Source organism: Pseudoalteromonas luteoviolacea, from assembly GCF_001696455.1.
Classification (GTDB): Bacteria; Pseudomonadota; Gammaproteobacteria; order Enterobacterales; family Alteromonadaceae; genus Pseudoalteromonas; species Pseudoalteromonas luteoviolacea_C.
In genome coordinates this window covers 738,360-759,229 of sequence record NZ_MAUJ01000001.1, presented here as the reverse complement: position 1 = coordinate 759,229, position 20,870 = coordinate 738,360, and the positions used below count along the sequence as shown (strand labels likewise).

The following is a 20,870-nucleotide window of genomic DNA, read 5'->3' as shown; positions in this document are numbered from 1 at the left end:
GATATAAATGGCCAATTAAGGCCATTTAAGAGCACAATTATTCACACTTTTTTTTCTGGTCTGGCCAGATGAAAGTCCCTATTGCGGGTAACAACAGCACTGCGCCCAACATATTCACTAGGAACATGAATGTCAGCAAGATACCCATATCAACTTGGAACTTTAATGCAGAGAAAATCCAAGTACTCACACCAATTGCTAACGTGATACCTGTAAAGAGAACCGCGCTTCCGCGCTCCGCCAATGCATTGCGATATGCATGGCTTAATGGTACGCCTTGCTTAAGTTGGTTCATCATCGAAGACAAGATATATATTCCATAGTCCACACCAATGCCAACGCCCAAAGCGATAACAGGCAGTGTCGATACCGTTAAGCCTATTTCTAATTTAACCATTAACGCCTGAGCCAGAGTCGAAACTATGTACAGTGGCAATACCACAGCTACTGTTGCACGTACGCTTCTAAAACTAATTAGACATAAAATAATCACTGCACCATAAACATAGATCATCATTGGCAATTGTGCAGCGGCTACTGACTCATTGGTTGCAGCCATAACACCAATTGGCCCAGAAGCGAGCTTAAAGCTAACGCGATCGGTTCCCTCTTCGTTGGCAAAGAGCTTAATTTGCTCAACGACATGGTCTATGGTTTCAGCTTTGTGATCATCCATAAAAATGATTATAGGCATGACTGAACAATCACCATTTAACAGCCCTGTGCTTGTTTCTACGCGAGATGTCGCTTGCACTAGTGAAGCGCCGTTTCTAGGTAATGTCTGCCATTTTAAATTACCTTCGTTGTACCCTGCGTTGACGGCTTGAGCTACTGAACTCAAAGAAACAGCAGATTGCACGCCAGCTAAGTTCTCAACGCGCCACTGAAAACGACTGATGCGGTCCATTGTGTCATGCTCTGTACACGCCGCTGGATAAGCTTCAACGAGTACTTTTAATATATCGGAAGAGATTTCATAACGATCGGAGATAAGGAAAGTATCTAGATTGTATCTTGCGTCTTGATGAAGTGCTGGCGCGCCTGCATGCAAGTCCCCTATTCGCATGTCTTTTGATTGCCAATAACCAAAAGCAAATAGCGCCGCTGAAGTTGCTAAAATTAACGCTGCATAACGTTTGTCTGTTGCAAGAACTAAGCTTTCTCTGAGATTCGTAAATACATTGTTGGCGGATGTAGCACCATCATCTAGCCGGCTAATTTTCGAAGATTTGTAGTAAGATGCCAACACTGGAAGCAAGATTAAGTTGGTGAAGATAATAACTGCTACACCTAAACTTGCCGTTATAGCAAGCTCTCTGATAATTCCAATATCTATCGCTAACAAGGTCATAAAACCAATCGTGTCAGAAAGCAGAGCAATACCACCTGGAATTAACAGTGCTTTAAAACTGGCTTCCGCTGCTACTTTGCTACTAACGCCCTCAGAGACCTTTTTACCTATGGCGTTAATCATTTGCACACCATGGCTTACACCAATTGCGAAAACTAAAAATGGAACCAGAATTGACATTGGATCAAGGCCAAAACCTAACACTGATAGTAAGCCAAGCTGCCAAACTACCGCTATCAAAGAACATGCTATTGGCAAAAGAGTGAGTTTGAAACTCTTACAAAATAGCCACACCATGATAAACGTAAATAAGATAGCAATTGCGAAGAACAGCACCACATCTTTTGCACCATCCGCAATATCTCCGGCCATTTTTGCAAAACCGATGATATGGATAGACACTTTTTCTGTGCTCAAAGGTTCACGGATCTCAGACTCAAGTTTCTTAGCAAATGCTAATGTATCAAGCTTCTCTTGCGTTTGCGGATCTGTCTCCATCAATTGCGCTGACACCATCGCACACGAATAATCGCTCGCAATCATGCGTCCTACAACTTTCGCTTTTTCAATATTTTGTTTTACGACGGCAAGGCCTGCTTCGTCGGCAGTAAAGTTTGCTGGGATAATGGGACCACCGGCAAACCCATCCTCTACGACTTCCACAAAACGCGCACTGGGGGCAAAAATGGAGTTTACTAGCGGCCGGTTAACACCCGGTATAAAGTAAAGTTGATCGTGTACAGCCTTCAGCTGTGTAAAAAATTCTGGGTTAAATATATTTCCATCAGCATCACAGACAGAGAGCAAGATGCTATTTGCACCGCCAAACTGCTTTTCATGCTTCAAATAGACTTTCATGTAGTCATGATTAAGCGGAATATTTTTATTGAAAGATGCATCAAGTTGTATTTCAGTAGATTTAAACCCTAAAAATATCGTTGTCAGCGCGAACAACGCGATCATCACAAAACGATGACGAAACACAACGTAAACCAGTTGATTTAGTATTGACTGCATTAGCGCTCAACCTCGATTACTTTAATACCTTGCTCTGTCGCGAGCACTAATTTCTTCTCGTGAATAGCACCAGCCAGAATGGATTTACCATTTTGTAACTGAGATGTCGTCACTTTGTCATTTTCAACAGTGAATATAAAACCACTGTTGGCGAGCATGATTTGTTTATTGTTATAGCTCACAATGCTGTTTATCGTGGCAGATTTATCCACTTTGATACGACTGAACTCGCTGGCTTTGTCGTATTTTGCGAACGTATTACCTCTTAAGCCTGCAACTAAGATCTGATCGTTTTGCTTACTGATTGCGAAAAAAGAACCAGAATAAAACTCATCGAAGCGTTGCCAAGTAGCACCAAGGTCCTCACTCATGGCAAAAAGCCCCATTTCACCTGCGAGATAGATGGTCTCCCCTGAAATCGCCATACGATTAAAATGAGGAAGAATGAATTGGGTCTCTTCTTCATATGCTTGTGGATCGTCTTGCTTTAATTCCTCAAGATATTCCACGTCATCTGGGTGAACAAACTCACTTAAAAACCGTTTACTCCAAGTTTTCCCACCATCGTTGGTTTGAAACATCATCCCATATGCACCAATTGCAAACCCGCTGTTTTCATCTATGAATTCAATATCTAAGCAAGGTTTTTCGACATCTGGTAAATACTGTTGTATTGCCCAAGAGGTCCCGCCATCCGTTGTATTTAATATCGACGCATCGTGTCCACATGCCCACCCATTCTCAGAGGATGTAAAATCTACAGCGGTGAGAAGAGATTGAATTGGCACACGTGCTTGTTGCCAATGTTCGCCATCTTTACTCAATACAATTGTGCCATGCTTGCCAACAGCAACAAGGTTTTCGCCATTGTAGGTGATATCTGTAAGTAGAGTCGTTTCAGGGTGCGCGACGATTAGCGCTTCTGATTCGCCACTAACGGCTTCACTTTGCATAACGAAAACTGCAAGGGAGGTTGCAATTAACTTCTTAATCATTATGAATTCTCAAATAAAACAGTCGTGAATGACTTGGTGGGATAAGGCTGAGCATAGTTATACTCAGCCTTGGTAGTAAAATATTGATAGATCAAATGACTTGATCCTGAAAGACGTTGATTAACGTCTTCCCTCGCGGCGCAGAGCACTTTGAGTAAACTCGTTGTCTTGGAAAGACTGTGTGAAGTCGTACATTTCTTCTTCGTTGTCTAGTCCAATAGCCAAATAACGACGAGAGTTCAAATCATGATAAACGTCTAGCGTACTCCAGTGTGTAGGTACGTCATAGTAGTTAATACCATGTGCCATCGCTACGCGATACATTTGATCCCTGTTGTCATATAAATCTGCAACATGAATTTGCCAGCTGTCTTCATCTATGAAGAATACACGTTTTTTGTAGATATGACGTGTGCCCTCTTTAAGGTTTGCTTCTACAACCCAAACACGGTGCTTTTCGTAACGAACATGCTCAGGGTTTATATGACCGGCTTTCAGAATGTCATCATACTTAAGCGAGTCACTGTGTAACTTATAACTGTTGTAAGGGATATACATTTCTTTTTTGCCCTTCAACGTCCAGTTATAACGATTTGGCGACCCATTAAACATATCAAAATCGTCAGTTGTACGTAAGCTGTCAGATGCAGTTCCTGGCGCGTCATAGGCAACATTAGGAGCGCGACGAACACGGCGTTGACCTGTGTTGTATGTCCAAGCTTGGCGAGGTGTTAAGATCTGGTCCATCGTTTCATGGACTAGAAGTGCTGTACCCGCTAGACGCGCAGGCTCAGTCACCTTTTGCTTAAACTTGAATAATACGTTCGACTTTTGCAATTCTTCAGGCGTGGCACTTGGATCTGAGTATTTCACCAATAACTTTTCATCAAAACCAATAATGTTATACGAGCCAGAAGCTGTAGGCATTGCTTGGCCGCCATTACGTGCAATTGACAAGCCACGATATCTTAATAGGTGGTTCCAAATTGCTTCTAAACCGTTCTTTGGAATCGGGAAAGGAATACCAATAGCGGTATTTTTAATACCATTACCACCTTCGATCAGCTCTGCCGTCGATGCATACTGTTTCGTCGCGTCATATACAAACTGTGGGTAAGCCGCACTTCGACGAGTCGGGTAAACGTTCATTTTGAACGTATCTGGATAAGTTTCAAAAAGCGCGATTTGCCCTGGACTCAATTGGTCTTTGTACTTATCTAGATTACTTTTATCGATAGTGAACAAAATTTTGTCATCAGCAAAAGGATCAGGATGGTGCATACCTGGCTTAAAGTTTGCCGGTGGCTTAGTAATACCACCTGTCCAAGCTGGAATAGAGCCATCTGCATTGCCCGCAACCTCTGCGCCAATTGGCGACAAGTCTTTGCCCAAGCGAGCAACTTCTTCTGCTGTCATTTTTGCGACAGCAATTGGAGCAGCCATTATTGTCATTATTGATGCTGCTATAAGAGTAGGTTTTCTAAACATAACGAAAGCCCTTAAATTGAATACTTAATATTAAATGATACAAAATCGCGATCAGAGAATGTGTTCGTCGCGCCGCCGCCCCAGAAAGTGTTATAACCTAAATCAAATGACCAAGCATTTTGGTAGCTAAAGTTAAGTGTGACACCCATTGACTTACGGTCTTCAACAAATAAATACATCGGATCTGGCGTTGTGCCATTTACGTCGTGAGAAAATACAATACGAGGTGAGAAGTTAACACCAGAGAATAGGTTGTTATATTCACCTTTTGCAATTAGTCGGTAACCCCAAGATGATGCAGTTGGGAACGGGTTTGTTTCAGGTCCATTTGATACAGCTTGATGGATCAGATCATAGTTGCGACCTTCAATACCTTCAATTGTTCCACTTCGTCCTGTACCTGCAACATTTAATCGCAATTCGTCATAAGACGGCATATCTTTAATAGTAACAGCACCTACTTCACCGACTACTGCCCAGCTGTCCGCACCCAAAGATGGGCCGAATAAGTGTGTTGCAGTAAATTGAGCTTGAAGAGTGTCCTTTAAAACAAAACCTTGCGCAACTTGACCAGGTTCAACGTAAGCAACATCATTGCCCTGACTTAGTTGAGAGAACCCAGCAAAATCGTCACGAATGCCTGCAGCAGCCAACTGCTCTACCATACCAGCGTACAGCAACTCAACATCATCAATTTGCAGCGGCTCATCCTGACGGTATGCAAATTCACCAGAAAATGCAGTTTCGCCAATCGCGGTATTAAAGCTCAAACCATAAAGTTTGATGTCTTCTGGGTACACAAGTATGGCCTGAGTAAAGGCATTCAAACTCGTGATATTATCAGCGGTCACTCCGTCCGTTGTAATCGTATTCAAATCGTCTTGAATAGCTTGTTGTGTGAAGTTTGACGCTTTACCAGAAATAAGTGGTCGGCGACTATGGTAATTAATATGGTATAAGGCAATTTCCGTGTCGTTTAGCTGCGGAATAAACATACCCAATCTAATACCAAACTGGCCACCATCGTCGGCATCCGTTTTACCCGCATCGCCTTTGCCTTTTAAAGCAACTCTCGTTGGGTATGCAAGGTACATTGAAGAAAGCATTTGTCTTGCTTCAGCGCTTTGCAGAACATCTGGATTAGTAACATCTAGTCCCTGAGCAGATAATGCGCCTAACCAATTAGCCTGCAAGCCGTTAAGCGCATCTGTTAAGTGGTGCAAATCAATATCTGGATTAGATGTAAAGCCTAACTGTACGTTTTGGCCATAACCATTTGATGAAGCAAAGTCGTTTGTCGAGAAATAACTTCCAGAAGGAGGTAAACGGGTTTCTTGCCACTCATACTGATAAAATGCTTCAAGCGTAATATTTTCTGTTATACCAAGTGACGCCCAGAGCATCCCCACAGGAATAAATGCTTCTTTTAGTTCCGAACCAGGTGCTCTTAATCTATCAATATCAACTGGGTTTACGTTTATTCCGTGTGAGATGAGTGTACTTTCACCCCAGTTAATAACTTGCTGACCTAAACGAATAGACAGCGGGTTATTGCCGCCGTTGAGATCGAAGTCAGCCCACACAAATGCATCTAGCAAACGCACATCTGAGCATACTTGCTCTTTCGTTTCGTCATCGTCACAAGGGTCGACTGATTTTCCTGATACAGGGTTGCTATACGCAAAATCACCGTCTTCCATTGCAAAGTCATAGAAATACATGAAACGCGAGAAGAAACCGATGTTATCTTTTGTGATAGCAAACTCGTGTGTGCCTTTAAGTAGCTGTGAGAATGTATCGCCTGAATCAAAGTTTAGGTTACCAGCATCGCCATTGTTTGAGTACGCGCCCGGTTGACTCCAAACCTGAGAAGAAGAGTACAGTATATTGCCCGTCGAAGCATTGTAACCAGTCCAATCAAATCGAGGATGATTACTTTTACCAATGTTGCCGAAATCTCTGTCTTCAACACGAATGCTTTGACCATATGAAAATGTTGAGTCGAATGTTATTTCAAAATCACCGACCTGAAAGTTGGCAGCGTGCACTGGCAAACCAACAGTTCCAAAAATGGCTGCTCCAAGCCCAAGCATAATCTTGTTCTTTGTAAAGCGCGCTTTTTTTATCATTATTTCTCCCCCTTATGGCGGGTAAATCTAATCAAGTTATTGTTTTTTGTTGTCGTAACGATAGAAGCGAAAATTGAAAATTACAAATTTTACGCGTTCGTTCGGTGCATTTTTAACTTTTTAGGCCGTCTTTTAACCTTGGTAAGACGTCTTACCAGAATAGTTATAACACGTAATTTAAGTTTAAAACAAACCGAATTAACAAAAATAGTTTATCTCATTACGACATTGTGTATGCTAAGTGACCTTTTCTAACGCAATAAAACGGTTGTTATCGTCCAATTGCAGTCTAAAACGGCCACTTACTCCGATAGTTGATACAAACCTACGAATGTGCTGAGCAGGAAAGCGAATACGCTTTCCCCCGTCTTCAATGACTTGTATATGCTCTACTTCACCTTCGTAGTAAGCTAAGCACTGTTCATATGTTAGCGTTAAATAAAAGTAATACTCTTGCATATATCAATTCAGTGCTTTATCTATCTTCTCAAACAGATCATCGCTCAAATTCTCAATGCTTGAAAGCCTCTCTAATTGTGCTTTCATCAAGCCTTGGCGCTTCTCATCAAATCGCTTAAACGATAATAGCGGAGTAATGATTCGTGATGCATTTTGAGGATTGAGTTGATTAAGTTCACAGATAAGATCTGCCAAAAGTTTATAGCCAGCGCCATCTTCTCTGTGGAATTGCTTTGGATTAGTCCTAGCAAACGTACCAACAAGTGCTCGTACGCGATTCGGGTTAGATTTATCGAAACAAGGGTGTTCGTATAATGATAAAATATTGTCGATACAAGCATCCGCCTTTTTGGTAGCTTGTAACGCAAACCACTTATCCATAACGAGTAAATCGTGGTTCCATTGTTTGTCAAAATTGTCCATGAGTTCGTCTGCAAGGCGATGTTCTGCATTAACAGCACTTCGCAATGCACCCAATTTATTAGTCATGTTCGCCGAAGAAGCTTGTGCATTCAGTGACGCCATGACGTCTTCGCCCGTTAACGACAAATAATATAGGCTTCTATTCTTAAGTGCTCGAACAGCTACGTCTGTGGCGCTCAAACTTCCACTTTCTTGGGTTTCATTATAAAACGCCTTCAGCACACCTTGTAAGAGTTGAGCAATTTGACTTTCTAGTTCATCAATCGCTTTACACAGTGCCTCTACAGGTACTTGTGCATAGCCAGCTGACAAAGTATCAAAGTTAGGGATCGTGATGTATTCAGCTAAGATCGCAAGATCTTTTGGTTTATTATCAAACAAGCTTAACAAAACAGCTGATAACTCTTGAGAAAGCACAAACTCATGTTTTTGATCAGCAACATATTCTCTTATCTGCTGAGTATAAAGCTGTTGCAAGGCTTCCCAGCGAGCGTAATCACTCGTTGCGAACATCGCTATATGGCACAACTGAGTTGTTGAATAGTCATATTCTAGTATGCATGGCGCCGAGAAATCCTCGAGGAGTACCAGTGTGGGCTCCTCAGAAATGTCACTAAACGTGAACGTCTGTATTTCTTCTTTTAGCTCGATCACTCGACCTTGACGAACTTCAGGGTGTTCTATGTCAATTTTGCCACCTTCACCGTCCAACAATTCGATTGCAACAGGAATATGCAGTGGCGATTGAATTGGATCTTGCTCGGCATGAACTTGCTCTATTTCGACTTGATACTGACACTGATTTTCGTTGTACTGAGTTCGTACTTTCAATTTAGGTGTACCAAACTGGCTATACCATAGTTTGAACTGACTTAAATCGGTGCCCGTTGCATCTGCCATTGAGTTGACGAAGTCGTCACACGTAACGGCTTGTCCATCATGACGCTCAAAGTACAGCTTCATCCCCTGCTGGAAACCTGACTCACCTAACAATGTATGCATCATACGAATAACTTCTGCGCCTTTATTGTACACAGTAACTGTATAGAAGTTATTCATTTCAATAACTTTTTCAGGGCGAATCGGATGCGCCATAGGCCCTGCATCTTCTGCGAACTGATGTGTTCTCATGGCGTTCACCGCATCGATACGATTAAGCGCCCTAGAACCCAAATCACTACTAAATTCTTGGTCTCGAAATACTGTCAAACCTTCTTTTAAACTTAGTTGGAACCAATCACGACAGGTTACCCTATTCCCAGTCCAGTTATGGAAATACTCATGACCAACAATAGATTCAATCACATGATAATCTCTGTCCGTTGCAGTCTCTTGATTAGCCAAAACGCAGGCACTATTAAATACGTTTAAGCCTTTATTCTCCATCGCACCCATATTAAAAAAGTCAACCGCAACAATCATATATATATCGAGATCGTATTCTAGGTCAAAGCGTTCCTCATCCCACTTCATGGATTTTTTTAGCGACTCCATGGCATGCGGTGCTTTGGATAAGTTACCCTTATCGACGAATATTTGAAGTTTTACATCTCTTCCGCTTTTTGTCTTAAAGCTGTCTTCTAGTAAATCGAATTCCCCTGCAACCAAAGCAAATAAGTATGAAGGTTTTTTAAACGGATCTTCCCATTTTACGAAGTGCTTTCCATTTTCGAGCGTGCCTTCGTCAACTTTGTTTCCGTTCGACAACAAGTATGGAAAACTACTATCACCAATGACAGTGACGGCATATGTTGCAAGCACATCGGGCCTATCAAAAAAATAGGTGATTTTCCTAAAGCCTTCAGCTTCACATTGCGTGCAATAGGCACCGTCAGAAAGGTATAGGCCTTCTAGTGATGTATTCAACTCAGGCGCTATTTCTGTCCCAACTTCAAGCTCAAATTTACTTGGGACATTGGCTATTATTAGCTTTGTTTCTGTCACCTCATATTCATTATGAGCTTGTCCGTTCACTTTTAAAGAAATAAGCTTTAGATCAACACCGTCTAACTCTACTGAGGTCTGATGATCATTCGCTGTTAATTGATACTTAGCTGTCACAACTGTCTTTTTAGGAGACAAGTCGAAGTTCAAATCAATATGATCAACTTGGTGGCTAGGCGGTTGATAATCTTTTAAAAATTTTGCTTGTGGTTTCTGCGTCATTTAAATTCCTTCATAACATAAGCATACTCAATTGCGACTAATTAGGCTCATCCAAAACTTACATTGCTTAGCCTGATTTTCGCTTGAGAGATGTAAACCCTGAAACCTGATTCACTACTCAGTTATATGATTGGACAGGATTTAGTAATATTAAATTAGTGTAGAGTTGTATGTAAACAAGTTTAGACTAGTTAAGTTGCGGTTTAAACTATAAAAAAGGCCCCAACTCAGTGGGGCTTTTATTTTAATCTTGCTCTCTTGGTTTTAGTTTTAGAACTTTAACACCAAGGTAACCATAAACTATGGCTAGAAGTGGGTTTATCAAATTGAAGAATGCGTAAACAGCATAATCTAACGGATTAATTAACAGGACACTTTGCATATATGCACCACATGTATTCCACGGAATAAGTGGGCTCGTAATCGTGCCGCCATCTTCAAGTGTACGAGATAAGTTTACACTTTGAAGACCTCGTTTTTTATATTCTTCTTTAAACATTCTACCTGGCACCACGATAGCGATATATTGGTCTGCTGCGACCAAGTTAGTACCAAAGCATGTTGCGATAGTTGACGCTATTAATGAACCTGTGCTTTTTGCAATTTTCAGTATGCTACGTACAAAAACCTCAAGCAATCCAGTCTTTTCCATGATTGCGCCAAACATCAATGCTGTCATTATCAACCAAGTCGTAGTTAGCATACTGGACATCCCGCCACCACTTAGCAGATCATCCATTTTTGCATCACCTGTTTGCACGCTAAAACCGTCAAAAAAAGTCGCCCAAATAAGTTTAAACTGGCCCACTAATTGACCTTGGCTGGCATCTAATTGACTGGCTATCAAGTCCCCTTGGAATAAAAGCGCCCATACCGCGCCAACAACCGCGCCTATTGAAATCGCTGGGAAAGCCGGCATTTTCTTTATTGCCAACGCTAATAGGATCACAAGTGGCACCAGCATCAAAATATTAATGTTGAAGTTGTCTTGTAAGATGGCACTTATTGCATCAATTTTACCTGCGTCACTTGCTACATCAGCATTAAAGCCCATTACAATAAAGATGATCAGTGCTATAACAAAGCTTGGGACTGTAGTCCAAAGCATGTGCTGTATATGGTCAAATAAATCACTTCCCGCCACCGCTGGTGCCAAGTTTGTTGTTTCTGATAATGGACTCAGTTTGTCTCCAAAGTAAGCGCCTGAGATCACAGCGCCAGCCGTCACCACAGGATCTAGGCCAAGACCATTCGCAACACCGAGCAATGCGACGCCTATCGTCGCAGCGGTTGTCCAAGAACTACCAATACTCATAGCTACAATGCCGCAGATCAGGCAACTTGCAGCATAGAACCAAGTTGGATTAATGATTTGTAAGCCATAGTAAATCAGTGTTGGTACCGTTCCTGAAAGTAACCAGGTTCCGATAAGTGCCCCAACCATGAGTAGGATCAAGATAGCGCCTAAGGATATCGTGATACCTTTAATCATTGCCTCTTCGAGGGTTTTCCATGTAAACCCATTTTTTAGGCCAATGAGTGCAGCAGTAAATGTCGCAAATAATAGCGCAATCTGATTTGGACCCGAGGATGAATTATCACCATAAAGGTACACAGCTGCGCCAAGTAAACTTACAAGTACTATTATTGGTATGAATGCATCCCAGGAGGATGCTGCTTTAGGTTGTTTCAAATTTCTGTACCCCTCGCACTCATTTTAGTGCGTATTATTATTCAGCCAGATGCTTAGCACGCTTCCAATACCAATCCGGTTTAACAATTCTGTTTGTTTCAGGGCCTCAATTTTATTAAAAGCACATAGCTTGAACGGCTCTCAAATTCAAAATCGTGACTTTAATTATTAATACGGATTGATAAAACTAGCCAATGTTGTCTTGTTGCGACTGGCGATGATAACAAATTTGCAGAGACTAGTAACGAAAAAAGGCGCCCAAGCGCCCTTTTTAGTACTACAAAGTTATGTAGTTTTACTTAATATTATTTTTGACTAGCCTGCCATAATTAATCACGTCTTGTGTAATAAGTGCCGCTTCTTCTAAATAAGGGTCCAAATCAGAAATCACATCTGGTATATCATCCAAAGACTCTATTTTTTCCATACCTAAACGAGCTAGTCGTTCATTCGTTCTAGCAAGAGCGCGTGCATCTCTCTCTTCACGTTCTTTTTTCCGATCAGCTTCAACTAACGAGATAGAGACTTCATTCTCTTGTTCTTTGTATCGTGCTATATCACTCATTACATAAGCAAACTCAGGCTCTGCTTTCACACGCTTTCCATGCATTTCATTTAAATAATTAATTTTAGGCGTTAAATCTTCCAAAGCGCGATATTGAGCTTTAACAATACTATCCCAAGGTAGCGCGTTGTCTTCTTGACTCTCGCCCCAGTCTTCCGGGTCAATATAAGAAGGCAGTAGAATATCTGGAATTACACCTTTATTTTGCGTGCTGCCACCATCTATACGGTAAAATTTGGCGATAGTATAGGTAATACTGCCTAATGGGTTGTCGAATAAGTCGTAAGTTTTTCTTAAACCACGGTGCTGCTGCACAGTACCTTTACCAAATGTCTGTTCACCAATAACAACGCCACGCCCATAATCCTGCATCGCCGCCGCAAAAATTTCAGAAGCCGACGCGCTGTAGCGGTCAACCAAAATAGTTAGCGGGCCATCATAATGTGTCACGCCGTCGAGGTCTTTAAGTATATCAACACGGTTATTTGCTGTGTGAATTTGAACTACTGGACCTTTATCAATGAATAGACCTGTTAGGTTTCTTGCTTCATTTAAAGAACCGCCACCATTTTGACGAAGATCTACAATAATACCGTCGACTTTTTCTGCTTTTAGCTTGTTGAGCTCTTTAAGCACATCTTTTGATAGGTTATTGTAGAAGCTGGGTATTTCGATAACACCAATCTTGCTCGTCAACGTCGAATAACTTGCCTCAAAGACCGAAGATTTAGCAGCCCTATCCTCAAGTCGAATTTTGTCTCGTGTTATTTCAACAACCTTTGGCGTACCGTGCGAATCGCTTCCCTTCAAATATTGCAAGCGCACTTTTGTGCCTTTTGGACCTTTAATGAGGTCTACAACATCGTCTAATCGCCACCCGATAACATCAACGAAGTCTTCTCCATCTTGAGCAACGCCAATGATTTTGTCGTCCGCTTTTATTTTCTCGGATTTATCAGCTGGACCACCAGGTACTAGGCTACGTATCACCGTATAGTCTTCTTCATAGCCGAGTACTGCACCTATACCTTCAAGCTCAAGTTCCATATCCATTTTAAATTGCTCAGCTCTTCGCGGAGACAAATATGAGGTGTGAGCTTCGATACTGCGTGCAAACGCGTTCATAACAATCTGAAACGCATCTTCATTGTTTGTCTGAACTAATCTTTTTTGCGCGTTTTTATAACGCTTAGTCAGAACTTCTTTTATTCCTTCCCAGTCTTTGCCTGTCAGCTTTAACCTTAAAGCATCAGACTTGACTCTTTGACGCCAGAACTCATCTATCTCAGCTTGGCTCTTGGCGAAACTAGCTTCTTCGCGATCAAAGTAAAATTCGTCTGGTTTGTCGAATTTCATCTCTGTATCAAGTAATGAAATTGCATATTCAAAGCGCTCAAAACGACGCTTCATACTTTCATTAAACATTTCAAAAGCAAAGTTCAATTTACCACTAACCAGTGCTTCATCAAACTTTGCTTTATGTTGCGCAAACGCGTCAATTTCAGACTGCAAGAATAGCGACTTGTTGTAGTCAATATTCTCCACAAAGCGATCAAAAATCTGCTCTGATAAAGTCTCATTGAGCTTAAAGCGCTTGTAGTGTTCACGAGTAAATTTACTGGTCACTCTTTTTGTAGCGGTTGCGTGCTGTAATTCAGGTTTAAGCACAGGTATATCTTTTTCTGTTACAGCGCCATTTGATGCCAAACAAGTGCCGGAAACAAACAGTGCAACTGCCCCTATGAGTGGTAAATTTTTACTCATACACTACTCCTTATAAAATAAATAGGCTCTCGGCCTTAGTCTTAACCTGCATACCAGTAACAAGCTCAACGTGTACTTCGTCTTTATTTACTTCAGTAATCGTCGCATTTACTAGTGCTTGGCCAAGTTTAACTTTAACTTTGTTATTTACCTTGACCTCATTTGCAGGAAGAGGTTCAACTTTTCCTGAACTTCTACGTTGTTGTTGAGGTGCAGGCTTCTTGTTATTATTAACTTTAGCCTTTTTATTTGCGTGACGAGGATGACCTTGGCCTTTTGATTTGTAAGATTTTGTGTCACCGTCGTTACGAGGTCGCTGCGGCTTCTTACGTTTCGCCATTTTCGCACGACTTTCTTCAAGCGCTTTTTGCGCATGCTCAACGTGTTCTTGTTCTACTTTTTCAGCTTGAGCACCTTCTAAATCCACGCGGAATTCGTTTTTGGTTACAGCTTCTAAGTAACGCCAGCTTGAAGTGTACTTTCTCAATGCTTGCCTTACTTGTGTTTTACTTACCTTCTCAGAGCCTTCAATCTTCTCAGCAATATCTTTGAAAATTCCGACTTTAAGCGGCTTTATACCGTCCTTTTGTTTAAAACACTGAGGAAACTCAGAGTATAAAAACTCTAGAACCTCATTAATATCTTTTAGCTTGTTTGTGGTTTCCATGTCTAAACCTATTTAAATACTCTCATCTAACGATGAATTAATGTAGTGTGTAACCCAGTCTAAGAGTTCATCTAACTCGGTATCTATGAGTGCCATATCACCGCGTAAATGTTCCCAAATACCATTTATAATGTGGTCGATTTGCTCAGTTCCAAGATCATCAGGTAACTTTTCCCACGCAAAATGGATCAGTTCATTAAGCGTTTCAGCAACTTGCTCTTCATCACCCTCCCAATCTCCAACATCAAAAGTAGAGAACAGGTAGTCTTGTACATTAAGCATATCTTTCATTTAAAGTGTTTCCTCGAAGCTTTTAACGATGGCTTCAAGCCCCAGTTTATCTTGTTCATCAAACCTTGCCAAACTTGGGCTATCAATGTCTAAAACAGCAAAAATTTTACCGTGTTTGTAAACAGGAATTACGATTTCTGAATTCGACGCAGCGTCACATGCGATGTGCCCTTCGAAAGCATGAACATCTTCAACTAACTGCGTTTTTAATTCTGACACAGCCGTACCACAAACACCTTTACCAACGGGTATGCGTATACATGCAGGATTACCTTGGAATGGACCTAAGACCAACTCTTCATCTGAGTCCATCAGATAAAAGCCAGCCCAATTAATGTCTTCCATGTTTGTGAATAAAAGTGCACTTAAATTTGCCATATTGGCAATAAAGTTGTTTTCACCGCTAATTAAACCTTGCGCCTGCTGGTTTAACAAATCGTAAAATTTTTGCTTTTGCATTTTAGATACTGAACATTCTTACATATAAGGAGTAAAGGTACTCTTTCGCGCTAACAAATGAAACCTTTTACTATGAAAAAGTAAGAAATTGCGATCAATCTATTATTATCTGTACAATTAACGCACATTATACAGTACTGCGCTGCCTTAAACTGTACAAAAACAAGGCCGCAGCTAGGCTGCACATGATTGAATTTGCGATAAGTATAGGCCCACCACTAACCGAAAACACATAAGTAAGTGCTGCCCCACCTAACATTGCGGCTGTCATTACAGCTGAATAACTTACCTTATTTCGTTTATATAGCAGATGGTATGTTGGCAAGACACAAACAGCCATAGAAATACCTACAATATGTGCGTTTGCGATAGCCGTTGTAAATACTTGCCAAAATAAAGCAGCCTCACCAACGCTAACCAAAAAGTAAACACCTAACAAAGCACCAACAAGAATCGGAGAAAGTAATGATACACCTATCGCGGTTGCTACATTCTTCATGTCAAAAACCTTACAAAATTAAGTCTTCATTAAGTTTTTGAGTAAAGTAAGTTTGGATCAATGAGACTTTAGTCGTGCGTGTAATCTATTTTTTAACCGCTTTTTTTTATAGGTTTTCATTATTAGCGATATGGCGGTCAGACTTCACCCCTGCTGAGCATACAATAGATACTATACGTTTTATGTCTGATTTGCTTGGCCCAGCGAGACCCCTTTTCGGGTGGAGCACCATTACTCTGCTTCGCAAAGAACGCTGGCTCACATTTGTTATAAAACCAAAAAGCCCGAGCTAACATGATAGCTCGGGCTTAAATATGGCGGAGAGATAGGGATTTGAACCCTAGATACGCTATTAACGTATGCCGGTTTTCAAGACCGGTGCTTTCAACCACTCAGCCATCTCTCCAAAGTTTTTAAAGTACCGCAACAATCATTATCTAATTGCGCTACTTATTGTAGTGGCGGAGAGATAGGGATTTGAACCCTAGATACGCTATTAACGTATGCCGGTTTTCAAGACCGGTGCTTTCAACCACTCAGCCATCTCTCCAAAACTTTTTTAAGACATGATACGTATTGCAAATCATGCCTCTGAATTTAGTGGCGGAGAGATAGGGATTTGAACCCTAGATACGCTATTAACGTATGCCGGTTTTCAAGACCGGTGCTTTCAACCACTCAGCCATCTCTCCGCAGCGGTGCGAATAATAGGGAAAGCGATCATGAATGTGAAGCTTTTTTTTTGCTTTTTTTACTGTTTGGCTAATTTTCGGCACTTTTGGCTTTATTTCCTTCAATCATGGCTATTTTTTTGCCAATCGGTTGTAATCTTAGAACTATTTATCGTGTTTTATGGTCTACTATTCGAGAAAGGTTTGCTCAACTAATTAACTCTTGGTAATCTTTGATCAGATTAATTTTCGGAACATCGTGTTTCTATTAAGGAGCTATAATATGGCGTTCAATCATTCGTACACTACTGAAAAAGCAGTAATGTCAACGACTGAAACTAACAAGGTACTGAAGAGTACTTACTTTCTTTTGGCGATGACGTTGGCGTTCAGTGCCATCACTGCTGCAATTTCAATGACAATGGCGCTGCCTCGTTTTACAGGCATGATTTGTTCACTCGTTGCAATGGGTCTGATTTTTGTGATCCATAAAAAAGCGAACTCTTCATCAGCTATTGGCTTGGTTTTCCTATTTACTGGTATTTTGGGTTTTGGCCTTGGTCCGTTGCTAAATGCATACCTTAACTTACCAAATGGCGGCCTACTGATTGCGCAAGCGCTTGGTTCAACGGCCTTAATATTCTTTGGTTTATCAGCTTATGCGTTAACAACGAAGAAAGACTTCTCTTTCATGGGTGGTTTCTTAACTATCGGTATTTTAGTAACTTTAGTTATTTCTATCGTCAATATCTTTATTGGTAGCCCAATTGTATTTATCGCAATCAATGCGGTAATTGTATTACTTATGTCTGGCGTGATTTTATTTGAGACAAGTAGGATCGTAAATGGTGGCGAAACCAACTATATACTAGCAACTGTTGGTCTTTACGTAGCAATTTATAACATGTTCACGTCTATACTTATGCTGCTTGGCATGTCAAATGATGACTAATTAAATCATTCTGATAAAATAAGCCCCATCTGGGGCTTTTTTTTTTGGATTCATATTGAGCCAATTTATTATTTCATTACATTGTGGTCCTGACGCGCACGACGCTTTACAGTGTATGAACCGATTTGTGCAAGCCGCACTGAAAAAAAACCATACAATTAAGTGTATATTTCTGTATCAAGACGCAGTTTTACACGCTAATCAGTATATTCAATTGTCTAGTGATGAACTGCAAGTCAGTTCGATTTGGGAAAACCTGTCAAACCAAGGTATAGACTTAAAGCTCTGTGTCACTGCCGCAGAAAAGCGAGGCATAAATGTAAAAAACACTGGTGTTTTCTCTGTGGCGGGGCTCGCTGAGTTTGCTATGGAAATGTCTCAAGTAGATAGATGGGTACAGTTTAAATGAGTAAGAAGATTCTTATCATTAGTGATGCAGCACCATTTGATGGACAACGTATTCGTGAAAGCTTAGATATGGCACTTATTTTTGCGGCGATTGATCAAGATGTCAGCTGGTTGTTTACTGGGGCATCAGTGCTTGCGCTCACTCAAGGAGCAAATCCAAATTCCATAGGCATCAAAGACTTCTTCAAGCAACTCAAAACTTTAGAAATCTACGATGTAGATAGCTTATTTGCTTGCGAGCATGCATTGCTTGAATACAAACTTTCGACTGAGCAGCTAAATGTTGACGTTGACCCTTTGTCATATCAGCAGCAACAACGCTTAATAAGTGAACATGACCACGTGGTTAAGCTATGAGTAAAACAGTACATATTTTTTCAAAACCATTAGGCTATTACTCGAACACGTTTAATGAAGCCCTTATTGGCGAGCATGACACAATCCTTTTGCAACAAGATGCGTGTTACGACCAAGCGCAATTTGCGTCGAAGTTCAGTAAAAACCTATATATGTTGGAGACATGCTCTCTTGCAAGGGGCATATCCCCATATGACTCGACCATACTTTTAGATGACTTAAGTTGGGTTGACTTACTTGTAAAAAGCGATAAATCAATTACTTGGTAAACTATGTTAGTAATAGAAAATAAATCAATCGAGACAGATAAAGAGGGTTATCTGTTGAATCATCAGGACTGGAGCGAGGCGTTGGCACCCGTTATCGCGGAAGGTGAAAATATCACACTAACTGATGCACATTGGGAAGTCATAAAGTTTGTTCGTAATTTCTATGAGGAATATGGAACAAGCCCAGCGATTCGTATGCTGGTTAAAGCCATCGCCAAGAAGTTAGGCGAAGACAAAGGAAAAAGTATCTACTTGTACAAGCTCTTTCCAAAAGGGCCTGCTAAACAAGCTACAAAGATTGCTGGGCTGCCGAAACCTGCAAAATGTATTTAGTAGCGCTATGAAAAAGAAGGCTTACGCCTTCTTTTTATTACTCATCAACTGGCCATGTAAAGGGCACATCTGGGACTTTAAGACCTCTCGCTAAAATGGATTCTGCCACCGTGAGTGTTGGATCTGTTGGCGCCCATAAATCATTGTTAAATGCTGTACTGGCATCCTCTTGTGAAATATCCCCTAGCACACCGCTTACATCTATATCAAACACAAAGCTTCCCGTACCATCATAATCACAACTGTTTGTGGGGGCGTATTCTATATTTGCACGGTGATCTGTACCAATGTAGTTACTTGTACTCGTATCATATTCAAAGAATTGTCTTTGCGTATAATCTTGCAAAGTATGGCTATTACCTGGACCAGCCCAGTTACAGATAAACCCTTGTATCAACCCATTTGTTTGGTCAATGTCTGTTCCGTAGCCAAAATGTGCTTCTCCATTCTCGAGCGTAGCGTCATTGAACCCTATGTTTAAAATACGGCTGTGTGAATCATTGACGCCTGCTTGCCATACATAAGCATAGTCACCAGCTAGACTTGTCAAATCAAAATTAGCGCCGAATATTGCAAAATTTTCGCTCCATCCGTCCGGGTTATCTGTACTATGATATTTATTTTTTACATCAACCTGCTGGTCACTATTAAATGCGCCACTCACTGCATGTCCACATAACGTTGCAGTTCTGGCTTGCAGCGACATTTGCTGCGCATCACGCTCATAGGCTAATGACCCTACTAAAGTACGTTGGTTTTGAGTACAGTTTCCACCGGGGAACTCAATACCCGATACACCGACCTCACCTTCAACAGAATAGTTGAGTAAGCCTGTGTAGCTCGTCCTGTCTCCGCTAGGTGTATGTGTCATAGTAAGGTCTATATCATAGCTACTGCTACCTACGGTATACTCCAGTGTGACATTATATTGCCAAATACCAGAGTTAAGGCTAATGGAAGCTGCGCTAAAGTTTATATTTGACAGACCTTTACTATTCATTTGAGAGGTCAAATCAATAGATGTGCCCTCCTCTGGTAAACCAGCTCCATCATCAATTGCCGCTGACACCATACTTGCCAAAGTCATCAAAGCCATTCTCGAGCGTTCTTTTGTTCCATCTAAAAGTGCGTTAGTTTGCGCAACCGAACAGGCATTACCTTCACTATCACTCGCAAGCCAAAGACCTAGATCGCCTGAAGGAAGCGTACCAGAATTCGTTGCCGGATCTGCTGAATTTGGATGTCCTTGATAACTAACCTGAGGACCAAAACAGTCTGCATTATTGCCAGTTCTGTAGAAAGACCTTACGCGAAAAACATCTAGTAAAGGTGTTTCTCCATCCAGTAATGCATCAATTCTGCGCGTCGCCCAAAAATATGTTGGAGAAGCGGGACCTCGTGATAAATAAAGACGCTCTTCTTCATCACTGCTGTCTCCAAAAGGAGAAGCTACGACCATAGATTTTGGGAAATATAGTCCACGATCAACGGTAACTGGATCTTGCATATCATCACTTTGATCGCTTGAATCATTATTCGAATCGCCACCCTGATTACTATTTTCAGAATCTGTGTTGTCAGTTGGTGTTTCTTGTGGCGTCTCTTGCTCCGTAGGGGTGGTCTGCTGCGTATTCTCATCACTATCTGATGACGAACAACCTACCATTAGAGAAGCCATAATTACTGGGATATATGATTTCATGTCTGCATACCTCGTTTGTCTAACCTGTATTAAAGTTAATTCAAATGCGACTGCTAGACAAAATTTCGCCGTTTACAAATGTGATTAAATGTTCAAAAAACACCTACTTTTGGATTACTTTTTTAACCTTTATCGAAACACCACAAAATGCATATTAATTCACTATTTTCGATTTATAATTCACAAGGTTTGTAACCTGCGGAATTTTTTTG

At 41.1% G+C, this 20,870-nt stretch carries 18 protein-coding genes and 3 tRNA genes; 5 read left to right on the top strand and 16 right to left on the bottom strand.

Features of this window, described 5'->3' with window-relative positions:
- Positions 1–37: 37 nt before the first annotated feature.
- From A7985_RS03210 to A7985_RS03140, 15 genes are all read right to left on the bottom strand, one after another.
- Positions 38–2,368 (bottom strand): efflux RND transporter permease subunit, encoded by a 2,331-nt coding sequence (locus A7985_RS03210; RefSeq protein ID WP_065788972.1) that lies wholly within the window; start codon positions 2,366–2,368, stop codon positions 38–40.
- Entirely contained in the window at positions 2,368–3,360 is a 993-nt protein-coding gene (locus tag A7985_RS03205; protein ID WP_370671161.1) for a WD40/YVTN/BNR-like repeat-containing protein, read from the bottom strand. The genes A7985_RS03210 and A7985_RS03205 overlap by 1 nt, the downstream gene beginning before the upstream one ends.
- Before the next feature lie 123 nt (positions 3,361–3,483).
- Positions 3,484–4,851, bottom strand: a complete 1,368-nt coding sequence (locus A7985_RS03200; protein ID WP_065788970.1) for a DUF1329 domain-containing protein — start codon at positions 4,849–4,851, stop codon at positions 3,484–3,486.
- Positions 4,852–4,862: 11 nt separating this feature from the next.
- Positions 4,863–6,980 (bottom strand): DUF1302 domain-containing protein, encoded by a 2,118-nt coding sequence (locus tag A7985_RS03195; protein ID WP_065788969.1) that lies wholly within the window; start codon positions 6,978–6,980, stop codon positions 4,863–4,865.
- A gap of 237 nt (positions 6,981–7,217) precedes the next feature.
- Entirely contained in the window at positions 7,218–7,439 is a 222-nt protein-coding gene (locus A7985_RS03190; RefSeq protein WP_065788968.1) for a DUF2835 domain-containing protein, read from the bottom strand.
- A gap of 3 nt (positions 7,440–7,442) precedes the next feature.
- Positions 7,443–10,028, bottom strand: a complete 2,586-nt coding sequence (pepN, locus tag A7985_RS03185; protein WP_065788967.1) for an aminopeptidase N — start codon at positions 10,026–10,028, stop codon at positions 7,443–7,445.
- A gap of 244 nt (positions 10,029–10,272) precedes the next feature.
- Entirely contained in the window at positions 10,273–11,721 is a 1,449-nt protein-coding gene (nhaC, locus tag A7985_RS03180) for a Na+/H+ antiporter NhaC (protein WP_065788966.1), read from the bottom strand.
- A gap of 295 nt (positions 11,722–12,016) precedes the next feature.
- Positions 12,017–14,050, bottom strand: coding sequence for a carboxy terminal-processing peptidase (prc, locus tag A7985_RS03175; RefSeq protein WP_065788965.1), 2,034 nt, complete (start codon positions 14,048–14,050; stop codon positions 12,017–12,019).
- 10 nt (positions 14,051–14,060) lie between these two features.
- Positions 14,061–14,717 (bottom strand): RNA chaperone ProQ, encoded by a 657-nt coding sequence (gene proQ, locus A7985_RS03170; protein WP_065788964.1) that lies wholly within the window; start codon positions 14,715–14,717, stop codon positions 14,061–14,063.
- 12 nt (positions 14,718–14,729) lie between these two features.
- Positions 14,730–15,008 carry a hypothetical protein gene (locus A7985_RS03165; protein ID WP_063373515.1) on the bottom strand — a complete coding sequence of 93 codons (279 nt, stop codon included), beginning with the start codon at positions 15,006–15,008 and terminating at the stop codon, positions 14,730–14,732.
- Positions 15,009–15,467, bottom strand: a complete 459-nt coding sequence (locus A7985_RS03160) for a GAF domain-containing protein (RefSeq protein WP_065788963.1) — start codon at positions 15,465–15,467, stop codon at positions 15,009–15,011.
- A 127-nt stretch (positions 15,468–15,594) separates the two neighbouring features.
- The gene (locus A7985_RS03155; protein ID WP_065788962.1) at positions 15,595–15,966 is read right to left on the bottom strand and encodes a hypothetical protein; all 372 of its coding nucleotides are present in this window, start codon (positions 15,964–15,966) and stop codon (positions 15,595–15,597) included.
- A gap of 315 nt (positions 15,967–16,281) precedes the next feature.
- Positions 16,282–16,372: transfer RNA gene (locus A7985_RS03150), tRNA-Ser, on the bottom strand.
- A gap of 53 nt (positions 16,373–16,425) precedes the next feature.
- Positions 16,426–16,516, bottom strand: a tRNA-Ser gene (locus tag A7985_RS03145).
- Positions 16,517–16,567: 51 nt separating this feature from the next.
- A tRNA-Ser gene (locus A7985_RS03140) sits at positions 16,568–16,658 on the bottom strand.
- Between the two features lie 262 nt (positions 16,659–16,920).
- Between A7985_RS03140 and A7985_RS03135 the strand changes: the two genes are divergently transcribed.
- From A7985_RS03135 to A7985_RS03115, 5 genes are read left to right on the top strand one after another with little or no spacing between them, the layout of a single operon-like run.
- Positions 16,921–17,589, top strand: coding sequence for a Bax inhibitor-1/YccA family protein (locus A7985_RS03135; protein ID WP_065788961.1), 669 nt, complete (start codon positions 16,921–16,923; stop codon positions 17,587–17,589).
- Positions 17,590–17,644: 55 nt separating this feature from the next.
- A complete protein-coding gene (gene tusD, locus A7985_RS03130) occupies positions 17,645–17,998 on the top strand; it encodes a sulfurtransferase complex subunit TusD (RefSeq protein ID WP_065788960.1) in 354 nt (117 codons plus the stop codon).
- Positions 17,995–18,354: a sulfurtransferase complex subunit TusC gene (gene tusC / locus A7985_RS03125; protein ID WP_065788959.1), complete on the top strand. Its 360-nt coding sequence runs from the start codon at positions 17,995–17,997 to the stop codon at positions 18,352–18,354. Before tusD ends, tusC begins: the two co-directional genes overlap by 4 nt.
- Positions 18,351–18,623, top strand: a complete 273-nt coding sequence (locus tag A7985_RS03120) for a hypothetical protein (protein WP_065788958.1) — start codon at positions 18,351–18,353, stop codon at positions 18,621–18,623. Before tusC ends, A7985_RS03120 begins: the two co-directional genes overlap by 4 nt.
- A 3-nt stretch (positions 18,624–18,626) precedes the next feature.
- Positions 18,627–18,956 carry a TusE/DsrC/DsvC family sulfur relay protein gene (locus A7985_RS03115; protein WP_065788957.1) on the top strand — a complete coding sequence of 110 codons (330 nt, stop codon included), beginning with the start codon at positions 18,627–18,629 and terminating at the stop codon, positions 18,954–18,956.
- A 37-nt stretch (positions 18,957–18,993) separates the two neighbouring features.
- Here the strand turns inward: A7985_RS03115 and A7985_RS03110 are convergent, their stop codons facing one another.
- Positions 18,994–20,658 carry a hypothetical protein gene (locus A7985_RS03110; RefSeq protein ID WP_065788956.1) on the bottom strand — a complete coding sequence of 555 codons (1,665 nt, stop codon included), beginning with the start codon at positions 20,656–20,658 and terminating at the stop codon, positions 18,994–18,996.
- Positions 20,659–20,870 lie beyond the last annotated feature (212 nt).